20 protein-coding genes are annotated in these 16,631 nt (G+C 66.0%); 5 read left to right on the forward strand and 15 right to left on the reverse strand.

Annotated features, from left to right (window positions below; translation table 11 throughout):
- Window positions 1–67: 67 nt before the first annotated feature.
- Both ACVWY0_RS02820 and ACVWY0_RS02825 read right to left on the reverse strand, forming a co-directional pair.
- Window positions 68–1,045 carry a type IV toxin-antitoxin system AbiEi family antitoxin domain-containing protein gene (locus ACVWY0_RS02820; RefSeq protein ID WP_485835321.1) on the reverse strand — a complete coding sequence of 326 codons (978 nt, stop codon included), beginning with the start codon at window positions 1,043–1,045 and terminating at the stop codon, window positions 68–70.
- Between the two features lie 285 nt (window positions 1,046–1,330).
- A complete protein-coding gene (locus ACVWY0_RS02825; protein ID WP_485835392.1) occupies window positions 1,331–2,428 on the reverse strand; it encodes a winged helix DNA-binding domain-containing protein in 1,098 nt (365 codons plus the stop codon).
- 37 nt (window positions 2,429–2,465) lie between these two features.
- Here ACVWY0_RS02825 and ACVWY0_RS02830 point away from each other — a divergent pair, with 37 nt between their 5' ends.
- Window positions 2,466–2,975 carry a hypothetical protein gene (locus ACVWY0_RS02830; protein WP_485835322.1) on the forward strand — a complete coding sequence of 170 codons (510 nt, stop codon included), beginning with the start codon at window positions 2,466–2,468 and terminating at the stop codon, window positions 2,973–2,975.
- Between the two features lie 18 nt (window positions 2,976–2,993).
- Here ACVWY0_RS02830 and ACVWY0_RS02835 read toward each other — a convergent pair whose 3' ends face one another.
- From ACVWY0_RS02835 to ACVWY0_RS02850, 4 genes are read right to left on the reverse strand one after another with little or no spacing between them, the layout of a single operon-like run.
- Complete coding sequence (locus ACVWY0_RS02835) at window positions 2,994–4,061, reverse strand: UDP-N-acetylmuramate dehydrogenase (RefSeq protein ID WP_485835323.1); 1,068 nt, start codon at window positions 4,059–4,061, stop codon at window positions 2,994–2,996.
- Between the two features lie 25 nt (window positions 4,062–4,086).
- On the reverse strand, window positions 4,087–5,361 hold the full coding sequence (locus ACVWY0_RS02840) for an MFS transporter (RefSeq protein WP_485835324.1): 1,275 nt from the start codon (window positions 5,359–5,361) through the stop codon (window positions 4,087–4,089).
- A 4-nt stretch (window positions 5,362–5,365) separates the two neighbouring features.
- On the reverse strand, window positions 5,366–5,803 hold the full coding sequence (locus ACVWY0_RS02845; protein WP_254746956.1) for a MaoC family dehydratase: 438 nt from the start codon (window positions 5,801–5,803) through the stop codon (window positions 5,366–5,368).
- 2 nt (window positions 5,804–5,805) lie between these two features.
- Complete coding sequence (locus ACVWY0_RS02850; RefSeq protein ID WP_485835325.1) at window positions 5,806–6,273, reverse strand: FAS1-like dehydratase domain-containing protein; 468 nt, start codon at window positions 6,271–6,273, stop codon at window positions 5,806–5,808.
- Between the two features lie 132 nt (window positions 6,274–6,405).
- Between ACVWY0_RS02850 and ACVWY0_RS02855 the strand changes: the two genes are divergently transcribed.
- Both ACVWY0_RS02855 and ACVWY0_RS02860 read left to right on the forward strand, forming a co-directional pair.
- The gene (locus tag ACVWY0_RS02855; RefSeq protein WP_485835326.1) at window positions 6,406–6,783 is read left to right on the forward strand and encodes an ArsR/SmtB family transcription factor; all 378 of its coding nucleotides are present in this window, start codon (window positions 6,406–6,408) and stop codon (window positions 6,781–6,783) included.
- Window positions 6,780–8,441, forward strand: a complete 1,662-nt coding sequence (locus ACVWY0_RS02860; RefSeq protein ID WP_485835327.1) for a SulP family inorganic anion transporter — start codon at window positions 6,780–6,782, stop codon at window positions 8,439–8,441. Before ACVWY0_RS02855 ends, ACVWY0_RS02860 begins: the two co-directional genes overlap by 4 nt.
- Here ACVWY0_RS02860 and ACVWY0_RS02865 read toward each other — a convergent pair.
- The 9 genes from ACVWY0_RS02865 to ACVWY0_RS02905 form a co-directional block, all read right to left on the reverse strand.
- Complete coding sequence (locus ACVWY0_RS02865; protein ID WP_111906679.1) at window positions 8,431–8,655, reverse strand: DUF3188 domain-containing protein; 225 nt, start codon at window positions 8,653–8,655, stop codon at window positions 8,431–8,433. The genes ACVWY0_RS02860 and ACVWY0_RS02865 overlap by 11 nt on opposite strands.
- Before the next feature lie 22 nt (window positions 8,656–8,677).
- Window positions 8,678–9,619 carry a DUF2797 domain-containing protein gene (locus ACVWY0_RS02870; protein ID WP_485835328.1) on the reverse strand — a complete coding sequence of 314 codons (942 nt, stop codon included), beginning with the start codon at window positions 9,617–9,619 and terminating at the stop codon, window positions 8,678–8,680.
- Between the two features lie 32 nt (window positions 9,620–9,651).
- Window positions 9,652–10,515: an HpcH/HpaI aldolase/citrate lyase family protein gene (locus tag ACVWY0_RS02875; RefSeq protein ID WP_254746946.1), complete on the reverse strand. Its 864-nt coding sequence runs from the start codon at window positions 10,513–10,515 to the stop codon at window positions 9,652–9,654.
- Between the two features lie 90 nt (window positions 10,516–10,605).
- Window positions 10,606–11,028: an arsenate-mycothiol transferase ArsC gene (locus tag ACVWY0_RS02880; protein ID WP_485835329.1), complete on the reverse strand. Its 423-nt coding sequence runs from the start codon at window positions 11,026–11,028 to the stop codon at window positions 10,606–10,608.
- Complete coding sequence (locus ACVWY0_RS02885) at window positions 11,025–11,696, reverse strand: arsenate reductase ArsC (protein WP_485835330.1); 672 nt, start codon at window positions 11,694–11,696, stop codon at window positions 11,025–11,027. Before ACVWY0_RS02885 ends, ACVWY0_RS02880 begins: the two co-directional genes overlap by 4 nt.
- Before the next feature lie 52 nt (window positions 11,697–11,748).
- Window positions 11,749–13,134 carry an FAD-dependent oxidoreductase gene (locus tag ACVWY0_RS02890; RefSeq protein WP_485835331.1) on the reverse strand — a complete coding sequence of 462 codons (1,386 nt, stop codon included), beginning with the start codon at window positions 13,132–13,134 and terminating at the stop codon, window positions 11,749–11,751.
- A gap of 49 nt (window positions 13,135–13,183) precedes the next feature.
- Window positions 13,184–14,161 (reverse strand): thioredoxin-disulfide reductase, encoded by a 978-nt coding sequence (trxB, locus tag ACVWY0_RS02895; RefSeq protein ID WP_485835332.1) that lies wholly within the window; start codon window positions 14,159–14,161, stop codon window positions 13,184–13,186.
- A gap of 39 nt (window positions 14,162–14,200) precedes the next feature.
- Window positions 14,201–14,623: an arsenate reductase ArsC gene (locus tag ACVWY0_RS02900; protein ID WP_485835333.1), complete on the reverse strand. Its 423-nt coding sequence runs from the start codon at window positions 14,621–14,623 to the stop codon at window positions 14,201–14,203.
- A gap of 94 nt (window positions 14,624–14,717) precedes the next feature.
- Complete coding sequence (locus ACVWY0_RS02905; protein ID WP_485835334.1) at window positions 14,718–15,392, reverse strand: arsenate reductase/protein-tyrosine-phosphatase family protein; 675 nt, start codon at window positions 15,390–15,392, stop codon at window positions 14,718–14,720.
- Window positions 15,393–15,437: 45 nt separating this feature from the next.
- Here ACVWY0_RS02905 and ACVWY0_RS02910 point away from each other — a divergent pair, with 45 nt between their 5' ends.
- Window positions 15,438–16,178: an aquaporin gene (locus ACVWY0_RS02910; protein ID WP_485835335.1), complete on the forward strand. Its 741-nt coding sequence runs from the start codon at window positions 15,438–15,440 to the stop codon at window positions 16,176–16,178.
- Window positions 16,179–16,276: 98 nt separating this feature from the next.
- Window positions 16,277–16,627, forward strand: coding sequence for an ArsR/SmtB family transcription factor (locus ACVWY0_RS02915; protein ID WP_485835336.1), 351 nt, complete (start codon window positions 16,277–16,279; stop codon window positions 16,625–16,627).
- The last annotated feature ends 4 nt before the right edge of the window (window positions 16,628–16,631 follow it).

Consider the following 16,631-nt stretch of genomic DNA (forward strand, 5'->3'; position numbering starts at 1 on the left):
AACGGCCCTGCCCCGCAGGAACGGTGCTGCCCTGCACCGCTCGTGCGGGGCAGGGCCGTCTTTGCGTTCAGCACGCCAAGCCTGACGCACGCAAGATCCTGGACCGGTCCATCATGGCCAACAGCCGGCGCCGCACTTCTGCGGGATACGCCAAGTGCTTCCACTCAAGTCGAAGGACCAGCCAGCCTTCTTCGATCAGTGCGTTCTCCCGGCGACGCTCTGCGAGCAGCACCTCCTCCGTGGGCCTGTAGTCGGTGTATTTGCCGCTGCCATCAAACTCAATCACTATGCGGGTTATCGGATCCGCGAAGTCTGCCCTGAATTGACCACTTGGCGCCTGAATCTCGAACTGCGGAATGAACATGTGCAGATCGAATGATCGCAGCAGCAGCCTGGTGCGCGTCTCCCCCACCGATTCCGATCGCCCATCCAGGGCCGCCAGCAGATCCAGCGCCCGCCGGTTCCCGCGTTTGACCGGTCCCACGTCCAGAAGTTGCCGCATACTGTCGATCCCGGCTCCCTTGCGCAGCGCGTGGTCGCCGATCACGGCTGCCTGCTCCAGTGGCAGGATACGGGCGCAGTCCAGGACGGTCCGTTCAATGCCGGTAGTCAGAATCTCTTTGCCATCCATGCTCCACAGCGTTGTCATATCTACGGGTTGCAGGTCCATCCGGTGGGTGCGGACGTCCGTGCCGGCACTTTTCGTCGAGTTGGCGTAGTCCGTGGTGACGTGGACCATGGCCCCGGCATCCCAGACGTGACACTCGTGCAGTCTGGCGGCACTGATATGGCTGTAGCGGCAGGCCCCGGCGGTGGACAGGAAGTGCGCCTGGATCCGCAGGGCGTCCCTGGTCCACGGCTCCGCTCCCTTCCAGTCAGCACTCCGGACGTAAGCTCCGCGTCGAAGGCGCAGGAGGATTCCGCTGCGGACCGCCGCCGTCAGGACCCGCTCGTCCAGCCCTGCCGCGTCCAACTGTTGCGTGGAGTCAACGGGGAAGGCTGGCCAGCGCCCATCCAGGAGCACACGGACTTTGTCGCCATTCATGGTCCAAGGTTCTCGGACCATGAATGGCCCGGGTAGGTGGCGGCCACGTTATGTGGACAACCCTCGGCAGGAATACCCGCATCCGATTCTTCCGGTATCCTGCGCTGCTTCCCCGCTTGCCACCCGCCGCTTGAACGGCCGTGCCCCGCAGGAACGGTGCTGCCCCGCACCGCTTTTGCGGGGCAGGGCAGCGAGTGCTGGGCAGGGCAGCGCGTGCTTGGCAGGGCAGCGCGTGCTTGGCAAGGCCGCTTGCGTCGGCGTCCTGGGCCGCGCGGGTTGGCCCGGCTAGCTGGCCAGGAATGCGAGATACTGTTCGGCGGCCCTGTTGAACGCCGCCTGCGCAGCGGGTCCGAGTGGCTTCAAGTCGTCAAACAGCTCAGGCACGACGGCGGCGCTCCGTGTCGTGCCGGCCCGCGCCCACGTGCCGATCACCTCTCCCCGGGCCACGACGGACTTCTTGAACACTCCGTTACCGCCCGGGACGATCTTGTTGGCGTGCTCAGGGGCCAGCACAAGGCTCCGGTCCATGTAGCCCAGCACAAACTCGTCGAAGCCCGGCAAGAGGAGGACGGACCGCTGCCCGGGCACGCCGTCGTCGAGCATTGATGCAGTCTCCGGTGACATCCAGTAGTGGACGCCCCCGAATTCCAGCTCCACCAGTTGCCCACTGACCAGCTCAAACGCTGCCCGAACGTCGGTCAGGGGAATCTGCGTCCACCAGGCGAAGTCGCGGACGGTGGCAGGGCCGTGGCTGCGGAAATAGCGCAGCATGAACTCGGCGATCGCTTCCTGCCGCTCCAGCTCGCGCGACACCGGAATCCAGTCATCGAAGGCCACCAGCAGCTGCTGGTTCCCGGCCAACGGCCCTTGAACCAACCAGGCGTGCCGGCAGAGGGTCCCCAGGATATGGATCCCCCGCTGTCCGGTGGTGGGCTGCCCGGCCGCCTCAAACACCTCGAAGAGTTCGGTCCGGCTCACGGGACCGCCGGCCGCAATCCGCTCCAGGGCAACGTCGCGGCACTTCTCGATGTCCGCCCATGTGATGTCCAGTTCCCGATGCCGGCCGGCAATGATGAGGCTAAGACGCTCGGTGGTGAGGTCCAGCATCCAGCGCAGATCCTCTGGAGCCACCAGGTGCAGGGTGCCGCGCATCGGCCAGGACCGGACCACCCTTCCGCTGTCCAACGCGGCGCGCACGTCAGTCAACCCTGCGCCCGGAACGCGGAGGCCGATGGCCCAGAGCGCGGCCTGCAGGTCCTGAGCCTGCGTGGCCGTCATCCAGCGGACCGCGCCTTCTACGGAGCCGAGTCCGGGACCGAGGAGTCCTTGAGAGGCAAGGCGTAACCTGCCCATCATCTTGGGGCTTACACGGTTCACTGCCATGTCCTCATCGTAGGACCTGGCCCGATAGGGTGTAAGCATGACTTTGGGGAGTTTGTGGCAATTGTTCGCGCGCGGAACACAGGCATGGCTGGTGGCAGGGACCGTATCGGTCCTGGCCGGCGTGGCCACCGGGCTGGCCCCGGCCATTGGTTTCCAGCCCCTGGGATTCCCGGGAGGCGGCGGCGAGGCACCCCTGGAACTCTTATTGCCTTCCCTGTTCCTGTCGCTCGGCGGAGGGTACGCCGTGCTTTTTCCCGGTATCCGGGTGGGCCGCGGCAAGGTCCGCATTGTCCGTGACTGGAAGCTCTATCCCGTCAGCGGCCGGCTGCTCTGGATCCTCGCCCATGCCACCGCCCTGATCGGTTTGGTGGTTTGCATTCTTGCAGCCGCGACCCACCCGGCGGTTCCGGGACTTATGGTCTGGCTGTTTATGGGGCCATATTTGGCGCTGACCGGTTGGGCCGCCGCCCTGCTGGGCATGGCCACGAACGTCCGGCTGATCGGCGCCGTTGACGGGCGCCTGGCGCCGGTCATGCAAGCAGGCTGATGCCTTCAACGAGCTGACCTAGAGCGCCAGGCCGATGAGCAACGGTTCCGGGTGGAGTTCAATGCCAAAACGTTCTACGACGCCGGCACGCACCGCGCGCGCGATGGCCAGCATGTCCTTGGCGCTGGCCGAGCCGCGGTTGGTGATGGCCAGCGTGTGTTTTGTGGACAGTGACGCCCGCCCGCCGGAGGCGCTGCCCTCCTCCAGGCCATAGCCTTTGCCGAACCCTGCCTGGTCTATGAGCCACGCGGCGGACAACTTCACCAGACCGTCCGCCCCCGCGGGGTACTGCGGTGCGGACTCCGGCAGCGTTGCCGCCACGTCCACGGGGACTATCGGGTTGGTGAAGAAGGACCCGGTGGAATACGTGTCCCGATCGTCCGGGTCGAGGACCATGCCCTTGGAAGCCCGCAACCGCAGAACTTCCCGGCGGACATCGTTGGAGTACGCCCGTTTGCCTGGCTCAACGCCCAGTGAGCGGGCCAGTTCGGCGTAGCGGATGGGCGCACTCATCCGGCCCAGCGGCAGCTGGAATTCCACGGTCAGCACCACGTAGCGGGGTGAGCCGTCTACCGTGGTCTGCTTGAGGATGGAATCGCGGTAGCCGAACTTCAGCTCGGAGTTGGTGAAGCTCTGGACCGCGTTTCTGGTCCGGTCCCAGGTGCGCACCGCCGCGATGGTCTGGGATACGTCAGAGCCGTAGGCCCCGACGTTCTGCACCGGCGTGGCGCCGGTGGCGCCCGGGATGCCTGAGAGTGCTTCAATGCCGGACCACGCGTGCAACACGGCGTGCTCCACCAAGGCGTCCCAGTTGTGGCCCGCCTGGACCACCACCGCCACGCCGCCGCAGGAATCCTCGGCGTTGACGGTGAACCCTTCCGAGGCGATCCTGATCACGGTGCCGGGGAACCCGTCGTCGGAAATCAGGAGGTTGGAGCCGCCGCCGATGATGAGGACCTGCTCCCCCGCGGCGTCAGCTGTGCGGACGGCGTCGATGATCTCCGCCTCGGTGCTGGCCTCAACATATTTGCCGGCGGGGCCCCCGACGGCGGCCGTGGTCAGGGCAGAAAGCAAAGTGGAAGTCACCAGACCACACTAACTTAGACCAACACTAGGTAACTTTCCCGGCCACCGGCGAGAGCAGGAAGGTGGCCACCAGCATGACCATCACGGCCAGCAGCGAGTGCAGGATGCCCACGTGTTCAGCCAACAGTCCCAACAGCGGCGGCCCGCACAGGAACGCGCCGTAGCCGATGGTAGAGACCACTGAGACGCGGGCCGCAGCCTTGGCGGGATCATCCGCGGCGGCGGACATGCCCACCGGGAAGCCCAGCGAGGCGCCGAGTCCCCAGATGGCCAGGGCAACAAAGGCGAGCCAGGGAACGGGGGCAAAGACAAAAAGACCGAGCCCGAAGACCGCCAGCGCGGCGCAGCAGCGCATTACGGGGATCCGGCCGAAGCGGTCCAGGACCACTGTGCCGGCGAAGCGTCCGATGGTCATAAAGGTCACGAAGAGCCCGTAGCCGGCGGCTCCGGCGGCGTCGGTCTGGCCGTGCCCGTCGGCGAGGGCCAGGGCCACCCAGTCCCCTGCTGCACCTTCGGCCAAAGCAAGCCCAAGGACCATGACTCCGAGCAGCAAGGTGCGCCGGTCGCGCCAGGCCTCCGCGATTTTGCGCTTGTTGTCCAGTGGTGCACCGGAGCCGTCAGCCGGCGCCCCGGCGGTGACAATGGGGATCGGGCCCGTGAACGGGTCCTCGAAGTTGTCCGGTACATACTTCCGCTCCCCCGCGACCGGGGTGACATCTGCACGGAACCAGGCTGCCGCCGTCGTCACCGAGACGGCAACCACGACGCCGGCCGCGGCCAGGTGCCAAAACACCGGGACGGAGGCAGCTGCGGCCCACGCGCCAAGGCCTGCACCTGCCACGGTGCCGAGGCTGAACGCGCCGTGGAGCCTGGGCATGATGTGCCGGCCCACCGCCCGTTCCACCGAGGCGCCCTCGACGTTGGAGGCCGTACTCCAGCTGGCGGAGCCGAGTCCGATGACGGCAAGTCCCACGGCCACCGCGACCGGCGTGGCCAGGACCGACGTTCCAAATCCGGCGATGGCCATGCCGCAGGCCACCATGATGGCGCCGGTGCGGATGGTCCGCTTGGAGCCCAGGCGGAGCACAATCAGCCCCGATGCGGACACCGAGACGAACGATCCCAGGGTCATGCACAGCAACAGTAAACCGACAGTGCCGGGGGTCAGGTCCAGCCCGTCGCGGATCGCCGGAAGCCGGGAAACCCAGGACGCGAAGGCCAGCCCACTGCCGGCATAGGCAACCACCACGGCATTGCGCCAGGCAGTGACCTCGGCAGCGGCAGTTGTGTTGACGGTCAAAGGATCATGAAAGCCTGACGACGGCCTGGGCCTTCATCAGCACTTTCTGGCCGGCAGCAACCACGGTGAGGTCAACGCGGGCGGTGCCCGCCTCGGCGTCGAGCTTTCCAATGGCGCCGCTGACCTCGATGGTGGCCCCGGCGTCCGTGGTTCCGGTGGTGTCAGTAACCAGGACCGGCTTGGTGAAGCGGGTCTGGAAGTCGACGACGGCGGCGGGGTCGCCTGCCCAGTCGGTCACCAGCTGCACGGCGGCACCCATGGTGAACATGCCGTGGGCAATGACGCCGGGCAATTCCACGCCGGTGGCGAAGGCTTCGTTCCAGTGGATGGGGTTGAAGTCGCCGGAGGCGCCGGCGTACTTGACCAGGTCGGTGCGGGTGACCTCGATGGTGCGGCTGCCGATGTCCTGGCCGGCGCTGAGTTCGTGGAAGCTGGGGCTCATGGTTACTGTCCCTCTCCGCGGACGAGGATGGATGACGTGGTGGTGGCGACTGCCTCGCGCGACCCGTTGCCGCCGTCGGCCAGGGCGAAAATTTCCTGGCGGGTGGTGATCATGGCCCCGCCGCCCATGGCCCGGACACCGTCAACGTGCAGTTCGGCAACCAGTCGGTCGCCGGCAAAGATGGGGCGGTGGTGGATAAAGCGCTGGTCGGCGTGGACCACGCGGGAGAAGTCGATGCCGGCGTCCGGATCCTCGATCAGCTGGGCATCGGCGCGCTGGGCGATGATGATGGCGAACGTGGGTGGTGCCACCAAATCCTTGTGTCCGAGGGCCTTCGCGGCCTCGACGTCAAAATGGGCTGGGTGCGTGGCCTTGACCGCGCGGGCGAACTCGCGGATCTTCTCGCGGCCGACGTCGTAAACCTCTGCGGCAGGGTAGCTGCGGCCCTGCAGGTCCGGATTGATAGTCATGGCCTCAAGCCTATCGTTGCCAGGCGACCGGGAGAGTCTTGCCACATCTTGATATGATGAATTTATCATTCCATCAAGTCGCCCGTTTAGCGGTGCTTGCCTGGTCCGCTATTCCACACAGGAGCGCCGCCCATGTTGTCTTCCGCCCAGGCTCCGCTCTACGAGATCAAAGCCAACCTGTTCAAAGCCCTTGCCCACCCGGCACGGATCCGGATCCTGGAACTGTTGGCTGCCGCTCCGGAGAAAACGGCTGCTGTGAGCTACCTGCTTGCCGAAACCGGACTTGAGGCCTCCCACCTTTCCCAGCATCTCGCCACCCTGCGCCGGCACGGGGTGGTGACCTCGGTCCGTTCCGCAAACACCGTGACTTACCGGCTGGCCCATCCGAAGATCGCCGAATTGCTGGCCATCGCCCGGACCTTCCTCCTCGACAGCCTGGCCGATTCCAACGAACAGCTCAAACTCGCGCAGGGACTGCCCAGCGAGCATCTGAAGGGTTCCGATTCATGAGTGCCGGCCTGGCGCATCTCAGCCGGTTCCTGCCGTCCCGCCGCGACTATGACGGGCTACGCTCGTCCTGGAAGACGGATCTGCTGGCCGGCATCACCGTGGGGATTGTGGCCCTGCCGCTGGCCCTGGCCTTCGGAGTGAGTTCCGGCGTCGGCGCCGAAGCCGGACTCATCACCGCCGTCGTGGCCGGCCTGGTGGCTGCGGTCATGGGCGGCTCGCACGTCCAGGTCTCCGGCCCCACCGGCGCGATGGTCGTGGTACTGGCCCCGGTCGTCGCCACGCACGGCGTCGGCAGCATCGCGTTGGTCTCCCTGATCGCAGGGCTGCTCGTGGCCATCCTGGGCATCAGCGGGCTGGGCCGGGCGGTGGCCTTCATCCCGTGGCCGGTGGTGGAGGGCTTCACGCTCGGCATCGCCGCGATCATCTTCCTGCAGCAGGTCCCCATGGCCACCGGCACCGCGGCGATACCGGGCCACAACACCCTGCTGGCCGCCTTCGAGAGCGCCTCCCAGGCCACCTTGCCCGCCGTACTTCAGACGCTCGGCGTCGTGGTGGGTGTGGCCGCCGTGATGCTCCTGCTCCCGAAGCTGAGCAAAGCCCTGCCCGCGAGCCTGATCGCAGTGCTGCTGGCCACCGTGGCGGCCGAGCTGCTGCAGCTGGACATTCCACGGATCGGCGCCCTGCCGCATTCCCTGTCCGCACCGTCGATGCCGTCCCTTGATCCGGCAGCGCTGAGCGGGCTGCTGATACCCGCGGTGTCCATCGCGATGCTGGCCGCTATCGAGTCCCTGCTGTCCGCTCGGGTGGCAGCCGGCATGGTTGGCCCTGACGGGAGGCCCTCCGGGGCTTACAGCCCGGACCGGGAGCTCATGGGGCAGGGACTGGCCTCCGTTGCGGCGGGGTTCTTCGGCGGCATGCCGGCCACGGGTGCCATCGCCCGGACCGCGGTCAACGTACGCTCCGGCGCCAAGACCAGGCTCTCCGCGATTGTTCACGCGCTCGTGCTGCTGGCCATCATCTACCTGGCGGCCGGTCTGGTCGGGAAGATCCCGCTGGCGGTCCTGGCCGGGATCCTGATGGTCACGGCAACCCGCATGGTTTCAAGGCACACGGTCACCGCCATCATGCGTTCCACCCGCGCCGACGCCTTCGTGTTCGTCCTGACGGCGCTCATCACCGTGGCCTTCGACCTGATCGTGGCCATCGAGATCGGGCTTGTCGCCGCGGCCCTCTTCACGCTGCGGAAGTTCGCCTCGCTCAGCGGCGTGAAGCGTGAGGAGATTCCGGGACCGCGCGAGGAGGGGGACGAGCACATCGCGGTCTTCAGGCTGGACGGGGCCATGTTCTTCGGCGCCGCGGAACGCGTCCTGCAGGAAATCAGCCAGGTCCGGGACATCCAGGTGGCAATCATCCGGCTGTCACAGGTGCGGATGCTCGACGCCACCGGGGCCCACACGCTGGTGGAGGTCATCTCGGCGCTGGAGCTGCGCGGCGTGACAGTCCTGCTGAAGGGCGTCCAGCCGCAACACCTCGAGCTCGTGACCAACGTCGGGGTAATCCGCTCGCTGCGGCATCACAAGCACCTGTTCACGTCCCTGCCCGAGGCTGTGGAGCACGCCCGCAGCCACGTGCTCCGGCACGCTGCCGCTAACGCTTGAGGTTCTTCCGGATCGTCTGGCCGCGGACCACAATCCCGGCAATGTGCAGGACCAGGCCTAGGCCGATGACCGCAAGGGACGCCATGGCGAGGTCACGGTTGTTGGTGTTGTTGCCCACCAGGTTCAGGATGATCCCGACGGCGATGAGGCCCATGGCGCCGAAGACCAGGACTTTGTACGAGGTGGGCGCTGACTCCCAGAATTCTTTGAGCACCGTGACAGTCTACCGAGCACGTTCAGAACAGCGATTCCTGCACGGCCGGCACCTCCGAGGCGAAGTCCCCCAGGACGATGGTCCGGGCAGCCAGCCGGCCAAGGTTCACCACAAATGCCGCGTCCGTTCCGGCCACGCTGGCGAGGGCGTTGGTCCCGCTCAGCGCGGTGATGCCGAAGCCGTGCTTTCCCTGCTCCAACGGATGCGGGTAGGCGTGGCGCGCCGTTGGGGCACAGAGCCCTGCAGCCTGCGCCGGCCGCACCCACAGTTCGTCCACAGTGCTGAAACCTTCGACGGCGGCCTGGCCCAGCAGCGTGCGGACCGCCGCCGCGTGCCGTTCATTGATGCCGTCCAGGGCGGCCGCAGGCAATGGCCCCGCCAGGGCCTCGGCTTTGGCGGCGGAGCGGACCTGCTGCGCCAGGCCGGCCTCGCGCGTCACCATGTCCTCGAGGAGCCGAACCACCCGGCCGTCCTCCGCCCTGGCAACGTACCGTGCCACCACCGCTCCCTGTTCCGCGAGCCGGTTCCATTTCCTCAGGTGGGACGCCGTGCCCACCTTGCTGGCGCCGCCGGCGAACGTGGCCACGTAGAGCCAGTGATCCTGCAGGAGGTACGTGCGCAGCCCGTCCGGAACACGGCCGCCCCGGTGGAAATCGTGGATGAGGCGGGAATCGTCCAGCACAAAGCAGCGTTCGCACTGCTTGCCCTTCACGGCGGGGGCGCTGGCCGGGCACAGGATGAGGTCTCGGCTGCTGGCTGAGTGGACCTTGTAATGCCCTAGGCAGAACCTGCCGTGATCGGCCACCGCGAAACCGAGCCTGGCGCCCGCCCCGAGGCTGACCTCACGGAGATCCCCGGACGGTGACTGGAGGCGCAGAACCGGGCTGCCGCCGTCGTGCCTTACCGTCTGCGCCGGGGCGCCATCCCAAAAGACCCCGTGAACCAGATAGCGGGTATCGGTCACGGGGTCTCCTGTGCTTGTGTGTACGGGTGGCGCTACAGCGCCGGCTGCACGCCGAACGCTACCGCGAGCTTCATGATCTTTTCGGCGCGGCCCAAGCGGGGCAGGTCCGAGCCGTCACGGATGACGCGGCCGTTGGCCTCGAAGTCGGACATAAAGTCCGTGGCCCAGGCGACGTCCGACGGGGTGGGGCTGATGACCTCGTTGATGACGTTCGTCTGGTCGATGGCCAGGCACAGCTTGCCGGTCATCCCCATCATCACGGTGATGCCGGTCTGCTCGCGCAGGATGGGGTGGTTGGTGCCGACGGTGGGGCCGTCGATGGGGCCGGGCAGGTTGCCGACGCGGCTGGCAACCACCAGTTTCGCGCGCGGATAGGCCATGGCCTCGGGAGTGGCCGCCATGCCGGTGTCGCGGCGGAAGTCGCCGGAGCCGAAGGCCAGGCGGAAAGCACCTTGGGCCTTGGCGATGTTGTTGGCTTCCTCGATGCCCAGAGCGGATTCCACGAGCGGGATGACGGGCGTTTTGCCGTCCATCCGGTGGAAACTTTCGGTCACCTGGTCAGCTGATTCGGTCTTGGCGAGCATTACGCCGAGCAGGCCGGGCGTACCGCGCAGCCCTGCAAGGTCATCGGCCCAGAACGGGCTGGTGGCATCGTTGATGCGGACCCAGGCCTGGCCGCCGCCGCTGAGCCAGTCAATCACGTGTCCGCGCGCCTCGTCCTTTTGCGACGGGTCCACGGCGTCCTCGATGTCCAGGATGATCGAGTCAGCGCGCGAAACAGCCGACTGGTCAAACAGGTCGGTTTTCATCGCGTTGACCAGAAGCCACGAACGGGCGATTTCTGCTGGGATGTTGCGCTTGGGGCGTAATGTCTCGGTGGCGGTGGGTGACGTCATGCTACTACCGTATCTGTCCGGGCACCGCCAGCGCTAAGCCATGGCGCCGGACGTGCCGAACAATACAGATACGACCGGGATCCGGCAGGCTCAGTTGCCTGTGAGTTCCGCGTACAGCTTCCGGACGCGGGTGTTGATGTCGTCGCGGACGAGACGCATGCGTTCGGTGCCTTCGATGCCCCGGGTGGAAGGTTCGTCGGTTTCCCAGGTTTCGAAGCGGGTGCCTTCGCGGGCTTCGAGCTTGGCTTCGGTGCCCAGCACAATAACGACGTCGACGGCGTCAAGCACCTCATCAGTGACGGCCTTGGGGTACTCCCCCGTGATGTTGATGCCGAGTTCGTTCAGGGATTCCACGGCCTCGTTGTTCAGCGTGCTGCCCGGCTTGGTGCCTGCCGAGTAAACGGTGACGTCGTCCCCGGCGAGATCCCGCATGAGACCGGCCGCCAGTTGGGATTTGCCGCCGTTCTTGCTGCAAACGAACAGGATGCGCGGAGTCTTGGTGCTTTCGGTCATGAGTTGGTGTCTTCTTTCTGTTCTGCGGCCAGGAGTGAGCCGACGAGGGTTTCGATGCGCGCCTGGATTTCGTCGCGAATGACCCGGACCGTCTCCAGGGACTGACCGGCGGGGTCGGTGAGGTCCCAGTCTTCGTAGCGTTTCCCGGGGTAGATCGGGCAGGAATCCCCGCAGCCCATGGTGATGACGACGTCAGATGCCCGCACGACGTCGTCCGTGAGCGGCTTCGGATAGTCCTTGCCCTGGTCCAAGCCCATTTCGGACATTACAGTCACAACGGTTGGATCCAGCTCAGCTGCCGGCATGGAGCCTGCCGACCGGACGCGGATCCTGCCCTTGGCTTCAACGTTGAGCAGCGCGGCAGCCATCTGTGACCTGCCGGCGTTCTGCACGCAAACGAACAGGACCTCCGGGACCTCGGAGACCACCGATCCTTTGGATTTGGCCAGGGCGGCCAGCCGGTCGTTGGCGAAGTGTTCCGTGGTGGCAGGCAGGTAAGCGCTGATTTTCGCTGTCCGGGCCAAGGCTGTGTAGGACTCGAAGACGTATCGTTCGACCGTCTCGACGGCGAAGACCCCGGTGAAACGCTCGGCGAGGCGTTCGCTGATCCGGTGCAGAATTTCAGTATTGTCCTGCAATCCCAGCGTCGTTTTCTGGTATTCGGTCATGGCAATACTCCCTTGGCGTGCGTCCGGAACGGTGCGTCGTGGTTGGTTGTGGTCAGTGTTCCCCGGAGCGGCCGTGAGCCAGCCCGGTGGGGAATCCAACGAGGACCGGCTCCGGGGCGGCGCAACAGCCGCCCTCCGCCGATCCGTCAGTGTCTGCTGTTGAAGCCGCGGGGACGTCGCAGCTGGTGCCGCCGTCGGTGGAGCAGACCCCGGTTTCGGGCAGTTCCAGGTGGACAGTATCCGCTGAGGCCTGGTCGCCGGCGAGCGCTGCGGCGACGGATCGGACCTGTTCGTAGCCGGTAGCCAGCAGGAAGGTCGGGGCACGGCCATAGGACTTCATGCCGACGATGTAGAAGTCCTTTTCCGGGTGGGCGAGAAGCTTGGCGCCATGCGGCTGGACCGTGCCGCAGGAATGGAATTCGGGGTCGATCAGCGGACCGAGCTCGACCGGGGCCTCGACGGCGGCATCAAGGTTGAGCCGGAGCTCGCGCAGGATGTCCAAGTCCGGCCGGAAGCCTGTGCAAGGGATGATGACGTCGGCGTCCAGGGTGCGTCCGTCGACGGCTTCGACGGTGACCCCGGAATCCAGTGTTTTGAGGGAGGCGATCCCGAAGCCTGTGCGCAGTTCGATGGTTCCCGCCTCAACGAGTCGGCGGAGCCGGGATCCCAGTTGGCCGCGGGCGGGCAGGCCGTCAGCGTCTCCGCCGCCGTAGACCCTTTCGGCGGATCCTCCGCGCACGGCCCACAGGATGGTGGTTCCGGGCTCTTCCTTGGCGAGGTCTGCCAGATTGATCAGTGTGTTCGCGGCCGAGTGCCCGGCCCCCACGACCAGGACGCGACGATTCGCGAAGGTGGCACGGTCCCGCCCTGTGACGTCCGGCAGCGGAGACGAGATCCGGTCGTCGGCCGTATTTTCGCCGATGGCGGGCAGACCGGAGGTTCCAAGCGGGTTGCGGGTGGACCAGGTGCCGGAAGCGTCAATGACGGCGGCCACCGTGTGGTCGCGGACCTCGCCGTGCTCGTGTTCGACCCGGACCGTAAAGGGTGTGGTCTCGCGGTTACGCGTGTGGGTCTTGTCCATGCCCTGCCGGGTCACTGACAGGACACGGGCGCCGGTCAGGAGCCGGGAGGCGACCGCGGGGATCGCAGCCAGCGGGGCGAGGTAATTGTCGATCAGTTCCCCGCCGTACGGCAGTGCTGTCAGTCGAGGGGTTTCCCAGCCGGTGTCGTCCAGCAAACGCACGGCCGCGGCGTCGAGGTTGAACCGCCAGGGTGAGAACAGCCGGATGTGGCGCCACTGTTCGATGGCGGATCCCGCCGTCGGGCCTGCTTCGAAGATCAGCGGTTCGAGGCCACGTTCGAGCAGGTGGGCCGCGGTGGCGAGTCCAATGGGGCCTGCGCCGATGACTGCGACGGGAAAGTTCTTCACTGGATCCATGCTGGCCTCTGTTTCATCCGTTGGGGTGGCGGTCCGGGTTTCCCGGTGGTCAGGCGTGGATCGGCTCTTCGACCAGTGCTGTGGCGATACTGTCCGCGTCGTCCAGTGCGGCGAGGTAGCGTTCGGCGTCGAGGGCCGCGGCGCAGCCGGTGCCGGCTGCCGTGATCGCCTGGCGGTAGCGGTGGTCCACGGCGTCCCCGCAGGCGAAGACGCCGGTGAGGTTGGTGACGGTGGTGGGCGAGTCGACCTTGATGTAGCCCTCGGCATCCAGGTCAACCTGTCCGGCGACGAGTTCGGTTCGCGGCAGGTGACCGATGGCCACGAAGATCCCGGTGGCGGACTGTTCGCGGGTCTCCCCGGTGCGGGTATCGGTGAGGGTGACGCCGGTGACTTTGGCATCACCGTGGATTGCCGTGATGGCGGAGTTCCACGCGAAGCTGATCTTGGGGTTGTCCTTGGCTCGCTGGGCCATGATGCGGGAGGCCCGGAGTTCGCCTTTGCGGACGACGACGGTCACGGACTTCCCGAACCGCGTCAGGAAGGTCGCTTCCTCCATCGCGGAGTCGCCGCCGCCGACCACGATGATGTCCTGTTCGCGGAAGAAGAAGCCGTCGCAGGTGGCGCACCACGACACGCCGTGGCCGCTGAACTTCTTCTCCTCGGGCAGGCCCAGCTCCTTGTACGCGGAGCCGGTGGCCAGGATGACGGCGGGTGCTTCATGGGTTCCGCCGGATCCGGTGACCACGCGCTTGAGGTGGCCTGCCAGCGTGACTTCTGTGACGTCGTCGAACACTATGCGGGCGCCGAACTTTTCGGCCTGTTCCTGCAGCCCGTCCATCAGCTCGGGGCCCTGGATACCGCCCGGGAAGCCCGGGAAGTTCTCCACCTCGGTGGTGTTCATCAAAGCACCGCCGGCGGTGACCGAGCCGGCCAGGACCAGCGGAGTGAGTCCGGCGCGGGCGGCGTAAATGGCGGCCGTGTAGCCGGCAGGGCCGGAGCCGATGATGATCAACTGTTCGGTGCTCACGAAGGTCTCTCCTGGGATTCGAAAATGCGGATTTGGGGGTTACTTGGCGGCCGGGATCAGGGACTCGATGAGTCCTTCGATGCGGGTCTTGATCTCGTCACGGATAGGGCGGACGGAGTCGACGCCCTGGCCAGCCGGATCCTCCAGGACCCAGTCCTCGTAGCGCTTGCCGGGGAAGTAAGGGCATTCGTCGCCGCAACCCATCGTGATCACGACGTCGGACTCTTTGACGGCCTCGGTGGTGAGGACCTTGGGGATCTCGGCAGACATGTCAATGCCGAGCTCGGCCATGGCCTCGACGGCGGCCGGGTTGACCTTATCCGCAGGCTGGGAACCGGCGGAACGGACCTCGATCCCGCCCTTGGACAGCGTGGTGAGGAAGGCAGCGGCCATCTGGGAACGGCCGGCATTGTGGACGCAGACAAAAAGGACGGAGGGCTTCTTGGCGGTTTCGGTGCTCACGTGTTTCTCCTGGAATCAGAACATTGATATGTGTCGATGTATGCAGTATCAGGCAGTATATTGATGATTGTCAATATTTGGATCCGGTGGAATATCAGGCAGCGCGCAGGCGGGGCGCGAGGTCTTGGACGCGATGGAAGATGTCAGTAAAGGCGCCCTCAAAGGCGTCCCTGGTGTTCAGTCGCAGCGGATCCGGGACAGACCAGTGGATACCCCGAAGGCCGGGGAGTTCCTCGTGGGCGTTGTCGCACACAGTCACGACGAAGTCTTCATCGCGCCCCACTTCATCCAGCCGGCGCGGGGAAACATCCGCGAGAGCGACGCCGTGGCGGCGGGCTACATCAATGGCCCCCCGGGCAATACTGTCCGCGGGATGAGTTCCGGCCGAGATCGAGGGGATTCCGCTGATCTGGTTCCAGAGCGCGGCGGCCAGTTGCGACCGGGCGCTGTTCCGTGTGCACACGAAGAGGACACGACTGGCCCCATACTCAGCTCCCGGCACCAGCCCTTCGAGCGCCCCGGCGGCAAGCCGGAAGTAGCTGCGCCGCCTGTCCGCTTCTGAGCGGTGACGGGTCGTCAGGCCGGCACCCTCCAACGCGCGCAGGTGGTGGGACAGCAGATTAGAGGGCATCCCGAGCTCAGCTTGAAGCTCTATAGGGGCAAGATCCCCCAGCGTCAGCAAGTCCACAATGCGTAGCCGCGCGGGATCTGCGAGGGCGGCATGTTTTGCGACCCGCGCCTGAAAGTCCTCAACTGGGTCAGTATTCATTGGTTCAATTTTGACTGAGTTAATTTCTTGCGTCAAGCTGTTGGTATGACTTCACATCAGCCGCCGCTGTGGCGCCGCGCCGTCGCCGAACTCCTCGGCACCGGCCTGCTCGTATCCATCGTCGTCGGCTCCGGGATCGCGGCACAGCAACTCTCTCCGAACGACGTCGGCCTGCAGTTGCTCCAGAACAGCACCGCCACCGTCCTGGGTTTGACCGTACTGATCCTCATACTCGGACCCGTCAGCGGCGCGCACTTCAATCCTGTGGTCTCGCTCGTGGACTGGGCCCTGGGCAGGCGCAGCGGAACCGGACTGCCCCTGCCGGACCTCGGCACATACGTGGTTGCCCAAACCGTTGGTGCAATCGGCGGCAGTGTGCTCGCGAACGCCATGTTTGAGGTGGGAACCTCCATCTCGGTCAAGGACCGTGCCACCACCGGGCACCTGCTGGGTGAAGTCGTCGCCACCGCAGGACTCGTCCTGCTGATCTTCGCCCTGGCCGCCACGAAACGGGGCGTCCTCGCGGCTCCGGCCGTGGGCGCCTACATTGGCGCCGCGTACTGGTTCACGTCCTCGACGTCGTTTGCGAACCCCGCCGTGACGGTCGGCCGCATCTTCAGCGACACCTTCGCCGGCATCGCACCAGGCTCCGTTCCCGGATTCTTCCTGGCGCAGCTGACGGGAGCGGCAGTAGGCCTGGGGCTCCTCGTCATCCTGTTCCCCTCCGCGGCGCGCAACGCGGACGACGTCGTTCTTCCGCGCCCGTCGGAAAAGACCAGCGCCTAGACCAGGCCGGCAGGTCAGTCTCCGGAGTGTGGCCACTTCCGGGTCGAACGGCAGGATTTATACATTGATGCTGGTCAATATTCAGGCATAATGGGTACATGAACGCGCTCCCCACCCTTGAGCCGAGTACGGAAGAAGCCTGCTGTACACCGGCAGGACAACCCTCCTTGGGCGCGGATGAGGCCAAGCAGAAGTCCCTGGTCTTCAAAGCCCTGGCCGACCCGAACCGGCTGCGGCTGCTGTCCATCGTTAAGGCCGAGTCCTCCGGCGAATCCTGCGTATGCGACCTGACCGATCCCCTGGACCTGGGCCAGCCCACAGTCTCCCACCACCTAAAAATCCTGGTGGACGCCGGGCTCCTGCACCGCGAAAAACGCGGAACCTGGGCCTATTACTCCCTGGTTCCGGGTGCACTTGATTACGTGGCCGGGCTTCTGGCAACCCTCTGACCTC

This window comes from Arthrobacter sp. UYNi723, from assembly GCF_054057635.1.